Annotated in this window: 10 protein-coding genes; 1 reads left to right on the forward strand and 9 read right to left on the reverse strand. The window is 48.9% G+C overall.

The features are described from left to right. Positions 1 to 31: 31 nt before the first annotated feature. The 8 genes from hemN to FXO21_RS23900 form a co-directional block, all read right to left on the reverse strand. Positions 32 to 1,396: an oxygen-independent coproporphyrinogen III oxidase gene (gene hemN, locus FXO21_RS23865; RefSeq protein ID WP_149642432.1), complete on the reverse strand. Its 1,365-nt coding sequence runs from the start codon at positions 1,394 to 1,396 to the stop codon at positions 32 to 34. A 105-nt stretch (positions 1,397 to 1,501) separates the two neighbouring features. After that, positions 1,502 to 2,203, reverse strand: a complete 702-nt coding sequence (locus FXO21_RS23870; RefSeq protein WP_225865837.1) for a sulfite exporter TauE/SafE family protein — start codon at positions 2,201 to 2,203, stop codon at positions 1,502 to 1,504. Beyond that, a complete protein-coding gene (locus FXO21_RS23875; RefSeq protein ID WP_149642433.1) occupies positions 2,200 to 2,673 on the reverse strand; it encodes a FixH family protein in 474 nt (157 codons plus the stop codon). The genes FXO21_RS23870 and FXO21_RS23875 overlap by 4 nt, the downstream gene beginning before the upstream one ends. A gap of 11 nt (positions 2,674 to 2,684) precedes the next feature. After that, positions 2,685 to 4,139 carry a cytochrome c oxidase accessory protein CcoG gene (gene ccoG / locus FXO21_RS23880; RefSeq protein WP_149642434.1) on the reverse strand — a complete coding sequence of 485 codons (1,455 nt, stop codon included), beginning with the start codon at positions 4,137 to 4,139 and terminating at the stop codon, positions 2,685 to 2,687. Positions 4,140 to 4,236: 97 nt separating this feature from the next. Beyond that, positions 4,237 to 5,250, reverse strand: a complete 1,014-nt coding sequence (locus FXO21_RS23885) for a cbb3-type cytochrome c oxidase N-terminal domain-containing protein (protein ID WP_149642435.1) — start codon at positions 5,248 to 5,250, stop codon at positions 4,237 to 4,239. Between the two features lie 239 nt (positions 5,251 to 5,489). Continuing rightward, positions 5,490 to 7,640: a cytochrome-c oxidase, cbb3-type subunit I gene (gene ccoN / locus FXO21_RS23890; RefSeq protein ID WP_149642436.1), complete on the reverse strand. Its 2,151-nt coding sequence runs from the start codon at positions 7,638 to 7,640 to the stop codon at positions 5,490 to 5,492. 46 nt (positions 7,641 to 7,686) lie between these two features. After that, positions 7,687 to 7,845 carry a cbb3-type cytochrome oxidase assembly protein CcoS gene (gene ccoS / locus FXO21_RS23895; protein ID WP_149642437.1) on the reverse strand — a complete coding sequence of 53 codons (159 nt, stop codon included), beginning with the start codon at positions 7,843 to 7,845 and terminating at the stop codon, positions 7,687 to 7,689. Between the two features lie 65 nt (positions 7,846 to 7,910). Further along, positions 7,911 to 10,382, reverse strand: coding sequence for a heavy metal translocating P-type ATPase (locus FXO21_RS23900; protein ID WP_149642438.1), 2,472 nt, complete (start codon positions 10,380 to 10,382; stop codon positions 7,911 to 7,913). A 178-nt stretch (positions 10,383 to 10,560) separates the two neighbouring features. On the opposite strand from FXO21_RS23900, the gene FXO21_RS23905 reads away from it, so the two are divergent. Then, entirely contained in the window at positions 10,561 to 11,316 is a 756-nt protein-coding gene (locus FXO21_RS23905; protein ID WP_149642439.1) for an MBL fold metallo-hydrolase, read from the forward strand. Between the two features lie 109 nt (positions 11,317 to 11,425). Here the strand turns inward: FXO21_RS23905 and FXO21_RS23910 are convergent, their stop codons facing one another. Further along, on the reverse strand, positions 11,426 to 12,022 hold the full coding sequence (locus FXO21_RS23910; protein ID WP_149642440.1) for an OmpH family outer membrane protein: 597 nt from the start codon (positions 12,020 to 12,022) through the stop codon (positions 11,426 to 11,428). Between the last annotated feature and the right edge of the window lie 103 nt (positions 12,023 to 12,125).

Genomic DNA, 12,125 nt, shown 5'->3' on the forward strand with positions numbered 1-12,125 from the left:
GACTCGGGTGAACGGCGCAAGGAAGCGCCGGTTAAATAGTTTGACTAAAAAGGTTCGTTTGAGGCAAATCTGCCCACAATCTGGCGTCGAACGCCATACATATATTCCGGACAAAGGCCTTGCCTTTTTCCGTTACACGCAAACGAAAAGGTTCTGTCTCAATCAGTTCATCCGCTTCCAGTTCGGCCAGCCTTTCTACTGCCTGGTATACTTCGCCCGTTATTTCGGAAGTACTGGTCCAGGAGGTTTTAAACCCGGTCATCAAATGCAGGATATGCTTGCGGAGGATGAGGTCTTCGCGGCTCAGAACGTGTCCTTTGATGATCGGAAGCTCATTTGCAGCTACCCGCTTGTAGTAGTCTTCGGTCTTTTTCTCATTCTGCGCATATCCCCACCAGCAGTCGCTGATCGAAGAAGCGCCGAGGCCGATCAGGAGCTGCGTTTGGGTATCGGTGTAGCCCATAAAATTGCGGTGCAGGCGGTTTTCCTGCTGGGCAATGTACAATTCATCCGTTTCCAGCGCAAAGTGGTCCATGCCAATATCCTGGTAACCTGCGAGTTCCAATGCGTTTCTGCCAGTTTCGTAGATCGCCATTTTCTTTTCGGCATCCGGCAGATCGAGCTCCGTAAAGTTGCGCTGGCCGGGTTTGATCCAGGGAACGTGTGCGTAGCTGTAAAATGCGATGCGGTCGGGTTTGAGCTGAATCACACGCATCATCGTTTGCATCATCGAGCAAAGACGCTGCTCGGGAAGTCCATAAACAATATCATAATTGATTGAAGTGTAGCCCAGTTCCCGTGCTTTTTCGGTCAGGTGGCGGACCTGCTCGTAGGTTTGATGGCGGTTGATCACGGCGAGTACCAGCGGGTTAAAGTCCTGCACGCCAATGCTGATCCGCCTGAAACCGACATGAAACAGCGCAACCAGGTGTTCATCGGTAGTATTGCCCGGATGTGCCTCAAAACTGAAACTGGCTTTCGGGTGGACAACAGCTTTTTCGAGTAAACCCAGAATCAGTCTCGTCAGGTTTTTGGGATTGAAAAAGGTAGGTGTCCCGCCGCCCAGGTGCAGCTCGCGGATAACCGGGGCATTTTCACCAAACACGGAAAAGTACATTTCCCACTCTTTTAAAACCGCGTCGATGTACTTATTTTCGACCGCGTGGTTGATGGTGATCCGCGTGTTGCAGCCGCAGTAAGTACATAAGCTTTCGCAAAAAGGCAGGTGGACATAGAGGCTGATCCCTTCTTTGCAATTTGAAAATGAGAATGCATCATGCACCAATTCTTTCCATTTTGCTTCGCTGGGAGGTGTTTTTTGCCAATAAGGCACGGTGGGATAGCTGGTATATCTCGGCCCCGGGGTATTGTATTTAAATAACAAATCCTTGTCCATCTTCGTAGTTGAATGTAAATGATCTGGTACCAAAACTACCCGGTCGGGCATTTTCAAAACATGATGCAGGTCATGAAAAAAACATACTTTGATTGTTTGGCGACGCTATTTGCAAACCGTGACTGTTGAAGAACTGCCCACCCGACGCTGCGGTAACTCAACCCATATCCCGCGCGCGACCAGCCAGATCCCGGCCAAAGCCAGCACGAATGGCGTGAAATGATTGATCCTGGAACGCACCGCCGGGCTTATCTTTTGCCTTGCCAAACCCACCGCAAGCATTGCCGGGAATGTACCCAGTCCGAAGAGCAGCATATAAATGGCGCCACCGGCGGTTGAACCCGTCGCAACGGAACTCAGCAGCGCCATATATACCATTCCGCAGGGCAGTAATCCATTCAGAAAACCCAGTAATGCGGATTTGTCCAGCCTGCGGCTTTGCAGTAGCAGCGCCATTTTCTTTTTCAGAGTGCTGATCAATTTTACCCAAAAAACCGGTGGCTTCAGGTACCTGTTCAAGGAGCCCGGCCAGAAAACGTAGAACAACATTACGATTCCTGCCGCAATGGAAAGGTATTGCAGCAGCCCGATCCAGGCCAGGGATGCGCCAAGCGAGCCGACGAGCATCCCCAGTAAGGCATAACCACCTGCGCGGCCCAAATTGTAGGTCAGCAACCCGGCTGCCTGCCACACAAAGTTTCCCCGGTGAACGGGCATAGCGAGCGCGATCGGGCCGCACATGCCGATGCAATGCAGGCTGCTCACCAATCCCATTGTCAGGGCCAGCAGGGGCAGGGCGGTAGTCATTCTGGAGTATGGTTTTTAGTTTGTTCCAATGTCAGCACGCCCTCGTTCCAATAGGTTTCCGCGCCTGCCTGCCAGTCAAATTGCAGGGTGTATCTTCCTTCGGGAACGTTTTTAAGCGAAATAAGCTGCTTTTGTTCAGCCGCTTTAAGCTCAAATGTGCGGTCGTTTTGATTATTGGAGGGACAGTACAGTTTTAGTTTACCGGAAATTGAATTGTCAGTAAAGTTTTCAGGAAAATGAATGCGGATCTGGTCACCTGCGAGTTCCCAGGATAGCTGTTGGGGCAGTGACAATGCGCGCTGCGTTTTATCGATCTTTTCCTGAAATTTTAGTTCTTCATCATAATATTTATCCGTAGCCAAATCGATTTTTTGACTCGTGCTCATGCCTACCAGCGCGAGGATCATGATCACAAATCCAAGATAAACGGCGGCAATTCCCGCTCCCCAATTCATTTTTAACTTTTTCATATCCGTTTCGATTAATCCTGTGGTGCCATAAATGTGGTTTCAAAATCTTCCAGCAATGTATTTCCCTGGTATACAGAAAGTTTGATCACTGTTTTTCGGTTGGGTAATCTGTTCTTGGGAATTGTGACAAATATGGTCCCCTCCGCCATTCCTGCCGGCTGCATGGTGAGGTCGGGAGAGCCGGCGAAGAGTAATGTACCCGCCGGTGCGTTCAGGCGTATCGTCGGTGTGATCTTCCTGTTTGTTTTGTTGAAGATCTTGAAAGTGTATAAATTGCTGATTGTGTTGTCATTATTCTCCATATACCTGCTGCCCGGCGTGCGTAAAAAAGACGTTTGCGTATCGCTTCTGGTGGCGATCATACCAACCAGCCCGCCGCATAACAGCAGCAGGACCGCAGCATATCCCCAAACCCGCGGACCGAAAGATCTGCTGCTTTTTTGCTCAATATCATTTTCAGAAGTGTAGCGGATCAGCCCTTTTTTGAAATCGATTTTTTCCATGATCGCGTCGCAGGCGTCGATGCAGGCGGTACAATTCACGCATTCCATCTGATTACCGTTGCGGATATCGATCCCGGTGGGGCACACGGCCACGCACTGAAAACAGTCAATGCAATCGCCGTTTGTGCGGACTTCGTTTTTGTGAAGTTTCCCGCGCGTCTCGCCCCGCTCGTGATCGTAGGCGACTGTGATCGTATTCCGGTCGATCAAAACACTTTGCAATCGACCGTACGGGCACACTACCGTACAAGCTTTTTCGCGCAGCCACGCAAAATTGAAATAGAAGATGGCGGTGAATGCAACAATGCCTGAAAACAGCGGAATACGATCTTCCAGCGGCTCGCGCACGATCCTGGCCAATTCATCAACGCCTACCATATAAGAGAGGAGCAGATTGGCGATCAGGAATGAAACAGTAAGGAAAACGGTGTATTTCAATCCTTTTTTCAATATTTTTCCGGCAGTCCACGGCGCTTTATCCAGCAGCTTCTGTTTCCCTGCGTCACCCTCGATCACGTATTCAATTTTGCGAAAGACCATTTCCATAAACACCGTTTGCGGGCAGGCCCAGCCGCACCATAACCTTCCGAAAACGACCGTAAACAGGACGACCATCACCATGAACGTCAGCATGATCACCCCAAAAAGCCAGTAATCCTGCGGCCCGATGAACAGACCGAAAATGATAAACTTCCTTTCCAGTACATTCAGCAGCAGGATCGGCTGTCCGTCAATTTTGATAAAAGGCGTTGCAAACAAAATGCCGAGTACAGCCAGTGAGAATGCAACACGACGTGAATGCCACTTGCCGGTAGGTCTTTGCGGGTAGAGTTTGGCTTTGAGGTCTTGGCTGTTAGCTATTGGCTTTTGGCTGTTAGCTTTTAGCTGTTGGCTGTTAGCTATTAGCTCTTGGCCCTTGGCTGTTGGTTTGTGACCTTGCGGGTGATAGATGGGGGTGCTCATAGTGGTTTGGGGTTTGGCTATTACATGGTAGCTGCTGCCTGATAGCTAATAGCTAATAGCTAAAAGCTAAAAGCTAATTGCCAACAGCCAACAGCAATCAATTCTTCGCAACTTGATCCACATTCAGCAGCTCGCCTTGTGGCTCTTTCGGGCTCGCGGGCTTGGTGTCTTTCAGGGAAATGACGTAGCTGGCCACCTTTTGAATGTCGGTAGGAGAAAGTTGTTTTTCCCAGGAGATCATCCCTTTTTCGGGAACACCGTATTTGATCACTTTGAAAATATTCTGAATGCCCGCGCCGTGGAGCCAGTAATCGTCGGTGAGGTTGGGGCCAACTGTACCACCACCGTCGGCGCCGTGGCAGGCTGTGCATTTTTCCTGAAAAATCGTTTTCCCTTGGCCCAGTACTGCCGCTTCCGTGAGCAGCGTTACAGAGTTTTCGTCCAGACTAGCGCCTACCTTTTCCATATAAGCCTTTTTATCGACCTCCGCCTGCGCGATCTCATTTTCCAGCTCAGCGAGCTGCAAATCGCCAAATCCACCAAAATAATAGACTGAATAGCCGATCGCAATAATGATCGTCGTAATAAAAAGTGATTGTAACCAGGGCGGCATTCTATTATCGAGCTCCTGGATACCGTCGTAATCGTGACCGTCGATCAGGATCTTTTTTTCATCCTGCAAAGCGACACCAATGCCCCGGAATTTTTTCCACCAGCCGGCAAATGATGTGGCAGGCTTTCCGTTTTGAACCGCTGCTTTGTTCAACAGTTTCCATGCATTTGCCAGCAGGATCAACAGCTGGATAGAAACAAATGCCAGTCCCGCGAGTACCACATACAGGATCAGCTCCGTGCCGGTGACAGCGCGCACCTTTTCGGTTTCCTGTGCAAATGCCGGCAGCCCTGTGCAGCAAAAGAATGCAATTGAAAGGATCGTTTTCTTAACGATACCATCATTCAGCGGCAGGCTGCGCATTTTGTTCAAAGATTTCTTGTCAATGCGCAGCACATAAATCAGCAGCCCGACAAAAAATGCAAAAAATATGATCAGCGAGACAAGCGGGAAAATGCCTACTCCAGCGATCGTTTCGAGATAGGTTCGAAATTTCATAGTTCAATTGTGAATGACCGGGTCGCCGGTGCGATGAATGATTGAATGAGGGAGGGAAGGGAGGAAGGAGGAGGGAGAAGGGAGGAAGGAGAAGGGAGGAAGGAGAAGGGAGGAGGGAGGAGGGAGGAATTATCAACTAAACACCAATCCCAAACTACCCCGATCCACTCCGAACAACTTTAACCAATAACGACAACGCACTCCCCTTCCTCCATGTCGTCCCTTTCCTCCCGTTCCTGCTATTCCTTACGTGTAATATCCGTCCCCAACCTTTGCATATATGCGATCAATGCGATGATCTCCTTGTTATCGCTGGTTTTGATGCCGCTTTGTTTCAGGCTTTCCTGGATTTGCTTCGCTTGCCGGTGCAGGTCTGCATTCGCCTCGTTTTCAAATCCTTTTGCATAAGGAACACCGAGCTGCTGCATCGCGGTGATCTTCGATTTGGTGCTGCTGGTATCCAGGTCGTTTTCCAGCAACCAGCCATATCTCGGCATAATGGAACCCGGCGACATACTTGTGGGATCTTCCATGTGGTTATAGTGCCAGGAATCGGGATACTTTCCGCCAATCCGGTGCAGGTCGGGGCCGGTACGTTTGGAGCCCCATTGATGCGGGTAGTCATTAACGAACTCGCCGGATTTTGAATATTCCCCAAACCTTTCAATCTCGGAACGGAACGGGCGGATCATCTGCGTGTGACAAACATAGCAGCCTTCCCGTACGTAAATATCCCTTCCCTGCAATTCCAGCGGGGTGTAAGGCTTTACACTGGCGATCGTAGGCACATTGGATTTAATCAAAAACGTAGGTATCATTTCAATCATCCCGCCTATTGCGACGGCGATCAGGGAGAAAATAGTGAGCGCCATTGGTTTGCGTTCAAAAATGCGTCGGTGCCAGTATTCACTTTTCGGCGCGTGCCAGATCGCATTCAGCGGCATCGCTTTAGCCGTTTCCGTTTCCGAAAGATTTCCTTTCAGCGCCGTCATCCAGAGGTTGTAGATCATCACTACAAACCCGATGATATACAAGGTACCACCTACACTGCGGAGGAAATAGAGCGGTGCGAGCTGGGTGACCGTTTCCAGGAAGTTAGGATATTTGAGTAAACCTTCCTGTGTGAATTCCTTCCACATGGCGCTCTGTACCCAGCCAGCCCAGTACATCGGTACCGTATAGAAAATGATCCCGAGGGTACCGATCCAGAAGTGGAAATTGGCCGCTTTTTGAGAATATAGGGGCCTGTTGTAAAGGCGCGGGAACAGCCAGTAAAGGATACCGAAAGTCAGAAATCCGTTCCAGCCAAGTGCGCCTACGTGCACATGCGCCACGATCCAATCGGTGTAATGGGCGATCGCGTTGACGTTTTTTAAGGAAAGCATCGGGCCTTCGAAAGTAGCCATTCCATAAGCCGTGATCGCCACGACCATGAATTTTAGTACCACATCTTCCCTTACTTTATCCCAGGCACCGCGGAGCGTCATCAACCCGTTCATCATCCCGCCCCAGGAAGGCGCGATCAGCATGATTGAAAAAACGGTCCCGAGCGTTTGCGCCCATTCGGGCAATGCGGTGTAAAGCAAATGGTGCGGCCCTGCCCAGATGTACAGGAATATCAGCGCCCAGAAGTGGACAATAGAAAGTCTGTAAGAATAAATCGGTCTGTTCGCTGCTTTTGGCAAAAAGTAATACATCAATCCTAAATACGGCGTGGTCAGGAAAAACGCGACCGCATTGTGTCCGTACCACCATTGCACCAGCGCATCCTGCACACCTGCATACACAGAATAACTTTTGAAAAGCGAAATCGGCAAGGCAATACTGTTCACCACGTGCAGCATCGCGACGGTTACAAAAGAAGCGATATAGAACCAAACTGCTGCGTAAATATGCTCGGTGCGGCGGTTGATCGTGGTCATAACGAGATTAACCAGCGCGGAAACCCACACAACAGCTATCGCAATATCGAAAGGCCATTCCAGTTCGGCGTATTCTTTGGAAGTGGTAATACCCATCGGCAGCGTAATCGCCGCGCCGACGATGATCGCCTGCCACGCCCAGAAGTGGAAACGGCTCAGAACCGGGCTCCACATCGGCGTGCGCAATACGCGCGGGGCAGAGTAGTAAAGTCCTGTGAAAAAGCCGTTTCCGACAAATGCGAAGATCACCGCATTGGTATGCAGCGGGCGGATACGGCTGAACGTGAGAAACGGCAGGTCCATGTTCAGGTTGGGGAATACGAGCTGAAATGCTGCCAGCAGGCCGACCAGCATACCGATCAGGCCGAAAAGTATCGTAGCAAAGGCGAAATTCCGGACGATCCTGTTGTCGTACTGAAATTCGTCCAGTTCAACCTGGGCCAGGTCCGGGTGGGGAATGTTTGACATGATTTGGAAGGAATTGGTAGTAAAATGTTGTTCAGGTGATTCAGGTTTACGGATTTGCGTTTTCGGGATTATCATCCAGCAGGATCCGCACGGAAGGCGTGTAATCGTCGTCGAAATGCCCCTTCCGGACCGACCAGATAAAAGCGCCCAGAAAGCCCAGGGCGACGATTAAACTGGCAAAAATTAAAAGATATAAGGCGCTCATTTGGAAGCTGCTGAATGTATTAATGGGTCAAAACTACGGGCGTGACGTTTCGTAAACCCTGACTTTCAAACCCGCCTGTTCATGATCTTCGTCACTTTTCGGGTTGCGCTGTCCGCTGCAATATTGCTCGCGGCTGTGGTGAAGGCCACGATGGTAATGGAACTTAAAGGCATTAAAATTGCGGCGATAACGGGCGATAATGCGCCGGTTACAGCAAAGGAAAGTCCGGCGATATTGTACAGAAGCGAAATTGCAAAGCTCTGTTTAATAATCCGTTGTCCTGATTTCGCGAGCCGGATATAAGCAGGCAGCAGCGACAATTGTGCGCCCTCCACGATTGCATCGCAGGCAGGGGAAAAGTTGTTGATATCATCTGAAACCGCCAGTCCAACGTCGCTTTGCCGGAGTGCGCCGGCATCGTTCAATCCGTCGCCAACCATGAGTACATTCGCGCCCTGTTTTTGCAGATTGTGAATAAAATTGAGCTTCTCCTGCGGTTTTTGTTCAAAATGAATAGCACTGGCGTCTCCGAAAATACCGGTCAGGAATGCCTGGTCAGTTGGTTTGTCGCCGGAAAGGAGGAAGGTTTGAATGCCTGCCTTTTTCAATGCAGCAATCGTTTCCGCCAACTCCGCCCGGTACTTACTTTTGATCGTAAATTGACCGGTTACCTGCTCATTTATCGACACAAAAACCTCTGAATTACTGGTTGTTTCGCTTGCTTCCAAAGTAGCCCCGACCCAGCTTGCAGAACCGATCTTCACTTCTGTTTTTCCCCAGAGTGCGCGCATACCTTTGCCTGCCACTTCTGTAAAGCCCGTCAGTGTGCGGCGGCTTACTACAACTCCCGGTAAATGCCTGACGATCAGCCGGCTCAGCGGATGAGAAGACTGGACAGCCAGCGTTTTGATAATGGTCAGTTCATCAATATCCAGATCGCGGCCTGTGTAATTGATCACTGCGTCATCGGACAAGGTAATAGTCCCGGTTTTATCAAAAACAACCGTATCAATATGCGACAGTCGCTCAATCGTGTGGGCGTTTTTTGGATAAAAACGATTTTTACCAAAGAGACTTAAAAGGTTACCATTTGTAAAGGTAGACGAAAGCAGCAGCGCACAGGGACAGGCAACCAATAGGGTAGTGGTGAAAGCGAGAAATGCCGTTTCATGATTTTTGTATACGAAAAACCAGACAAGAAAAGTAACGACTGCGATAGCGAGGACAGTGAGGGAAAAGTAGCGGTTGATCCTCCCCGCCAGTGTTTGGTTCGGATCCTCTTTTTCTTTGCTAAATGCTTCATTATTCCATAGTTGCGTTAAATAGCTCTGTGATACTTTTTGTAAAACTTCCAGTTCAATTGCAGTTCCTTTTTGCTTGCCGCCTGCGTAAATCGTGTCCCCTTTGTTGCAGGTCACGGGCTCGGCTTCACCTGTAACAATGCTGTAATCGATCAAGGCCTTTGCGCTTTTCAAAACGGAATCAGCAGGGATCAGCTCTTCGTTCCGAACCAGAATGTGATCACCTTTATCCAGTTCGGTAATTGGCGTCCTGGTTTCTTCATTTGTATTTAAAACAGAAACTGCGACGGGGAAGTAGGATTTGTAATCGCGGTCGAAAGCAATTCCCGCATAAGTTTTATCCTGAAAATACCGCCCGATCAGCATGAAGAACACAGCTCCAGCAAATGAATCGAAATAGCCGGGACCTGTTTGAAAAATGAATTGATACAAACTGATCAGGAATACACAAAGCAATGCGAGGGCAATAGGTGCATCGATATTCAGGTAGCGCCCTTTCAGTGCCGACCATGCGGATTTGAAAAAATCAGCTGCACAATAAAAGAGTACCGGCAAGCTCAATGCCAGATTCAGCGAGCCAAACAGTAGCCGCAAATGCTGATCTGAACTGCTTTGACCCAAATGAAAATATTCCGGGAAGCTCAGCATCATGATGTTGCCGAATGCAAAACCTGCGATACCGATCTTATATATACGTACGCGGTTCCACTTCTGTTTTTGCTTTTCTTCCAGGTCGTCAAGGCTGAGGTAAGGTTCGTAACCGATGCGTGTAAGAAGCGTGGCAAGTGCGCTGAGCGAAATGCGGCTGGCTTCAAAAGTGATCCTTACCTTCTTTTCGGGGAAATTCACGACCGAGCTGCGCACGGCCGGATCGAGCCTGTACAAATGTTCGAGCAGCCAGATGCACGAGCTGCAATGCATTTTGGGCAGGTACCAGTTCACTGCGGTCAGCTTCCCGTCTGTGAATTCGATGAGCTTCGAGGAAACTTCCGGGAGGTCGAGGTGGTCAAATTTCCCGTTGTAGAAACCCGGATCCGGCGAAATGCCCTGCGCGCCGCCGATCGTGTAATAGCGACATAAGTCGCTCTCCTTCAACAGGTCATAAACCAGTACGCAGCCTTCGCAGCAGAAAGTATGATCGTCATTGTGAATTACTTCATGCTTACATTCCTCACCGCAATGGTAGCAGGTATGTGAAGTTTGGGTATCTATTTTGGAAAATAAAAAGGTGCTCATCGTCAGAAACTGTTATTCCTTCCTCAAAATTGGTGCGATGAGAGAGGATAACGGATGAGTTGGGTAAGGTAGAAAAATGACTTTTGTCAGAAATCATTTCAGCGGGCAATTAATTTGGCAAAAAAATGCCTAATATCATGTTTCCAGCAGACATTCTGAAACGTTCCCAGACAAGAAAATGAAAACGAAACTGACACTATTATTACTGCTCACGGTGACCATTTGCCGGGCGCAACTGCCCGCTGCGGATGCTTTGAAAACGTCCAAAGGACCATTGAATATCCAGCCGCTCAACCATGCAACGATGGCGCTTACCTGGAACGGGAGAACGATTTACGCAGACCCTTACGGTGGTGCGAAAACGTTTCAGGGCATTGCAGCCCCAGACCTGATCCTGATCACCGACATTCACGGCGACCATTTTGATGCTGCTACACTGGGCGAGCTGGATCTTGGAAAAGCGATTATTGTAGCCCCGCCGGCGGTTATTGAAAAAATGTCTGATAAAATGAAGGAAAAAGCCGTACCGGTCGCAAACGGTCAAACTATCAGCAAACTGGATATTTCGATCACAGCTATACCGATGTACAACCTGCCCGAATCGGCGGAATCGCGGCATCCGAAGGGAAGGGGGAATGGGTATGTGCTGAAATTCGGTGACAAAAGCGTGTATATCAGCGGCGACACCTCGGGTATTCCTGAAATGCGGGCGCTAAAAAATATCGATGCCGCATTCGTTTGCATGAATTTGCCGTATACCATGGATATCAAGGAAGCTTCTTCGGCTGTACTCGATTTCAAACCAAAGATCGTTTATCCTTATCACTACCGCGGCCAGAACGGACTGAGCGATACTGAGGCATTCAAAAAAATAGTGAATGAAGGCGATAAGGCGATCGATGTGCGGCTGAGGGATTGGTATTCTATTAAATAGTGGATGAGGCGTAGTGTTTGCTTCGCGTCTCCTCAATTATTTCTGATCCCGGCTAACTAAAACGGCCTCCCTGGTTTCAGGAAGGCCGTTTTAGTTAGCCGGACGTTTTTTACTTCCGCTGTAAAACCTGCGGCAGGCCGGTTTTTCTGGTGGAGGCTGCTGCGGCATTGATACCCAGATTTTTCATAATATCAGAGGTCAGGTTGTTCGTGGAATCTTTTGCGTAAAGCACAACCGGCCAGATATCGCCGCCATTCGGGTTCAGGTCCATTCGCAGCAGGAATGCATACCCGTTTTGTCTGCCTGCGAAAACGATCGCCTCGTTCACTTTTTGTTTAATCGGTTCAAATTTTTTGGAATAGTATGACCGAAGCTCGTTCATCGAGCTGGCTTCGAAATCTTCATACGACTTTTTCAGATTTTCCAGTTCCAAAGCCTTGTCGCGCAGGATCGCCTGGTCTGCGCTGGATGAGGCCAGCTTTTCCAATGCGTCAGATTTAACTTTGAATTCGTCATACTTACTTTTCAGGATCTTGTCGTATTGTTCCCCTTTCACCACGATTTCCTGGTTCAGTTTTTTGAATTCGGGCATGTTTTCAAGAATGTGCTGCTGGTCAACGTAACCTATTTTCTGGTCATTGGTCTGCCCGAAGGCGTTCGTGATACAAAAAAACAGACAGGCGGAAAGTACAGTTAATGCTTTCATTATGATTGCGTTGTTTGGTAAAAGTTAGAACATACAGCAATAACGGTATTTTTAGTTATGGTATTGGGTTAAAAAATGTTAAAATCTCCCAGGCTGATTTTTA

Origin of the sequence: Dyadobacter sp. UC 10 (assembly GCF_008369915.1) — a bacterium.
GTDB lineage: Bacteria > Bacteroidota > Bacteroidia > Cytophagales > Spirosomataceae > Dyadobacter.

Bases quoted from the DNA above. Each gene is read 5' to 3' on its own strand.
- hemN (WP_149642432.1), bottom strand. From the start codon at position 1,396: ATGGACAAGGATTTGTTATTTAAATACAATACCCCGGGGCCGAGATAT.
- FXO21_RS23870 (WP_225865837.1), bottom strand. From the start codon at position 2,203: ATGACTACCGCCCTGCCCCTGCTGGCCCTGACAATGGGATTGGTGAGC.
- FXO21_RS23875 (WP_149642433.1), bottom strand. From the start codon at position 2,673: ATGAAAAAGTTAAAAATGAATTGGGGAGCGGGAATTGCCGCCGTTTAT.
- ccoG (WP_149642434.1), bottom strand. From the start codon at position 4,139: ATGAGCACCCCCATCTATCACCCGCAAGGTCACAAACCAACAGCCAAG.
- FXO21_RS23885 (WP_149642435.1), bottom strand. From the start codon at position 5,250: ATGAAATTTCGAACCTATCTCGAAACGATCGCTGGAGTAGGCATTTTC.
- ccoN (WP_149642436.1), bottom strand. From the start codon at position 7,640: ATGTCAAACATTCCCCACCCGGACCTGGCCCAGGTTGAACTGGACGAA.
- ccoS (WP_149642437.1), bottom strand. From the start codon at position 7,845: ATGAGCGCCTTATATCTTTTAATTTTTGCCAGTTTAATCGTCGCCCTG.
- FXO21_RS23900 (WP_149642438.1), bottom strand. From the start codon at position 10,382: ATGAGCACCTTTTTATTTTCCAAAATAGATACCCAAACTTCACATACC.
- FXO21_RS23905 (WP_149642439.1), top strand. From the start codon at position 10,561: ATGAAAACGAAACTGACACTATTATTACTGCTCACGGTGACCATTTGC.
- FXO21_RS23910 (WP_149642440.1), bottom strand. From the start codon at position 12,022: ATGAAAGCATTAACTGTACTTTCCGCCTGTCTGTTTTTTTGTATCACG.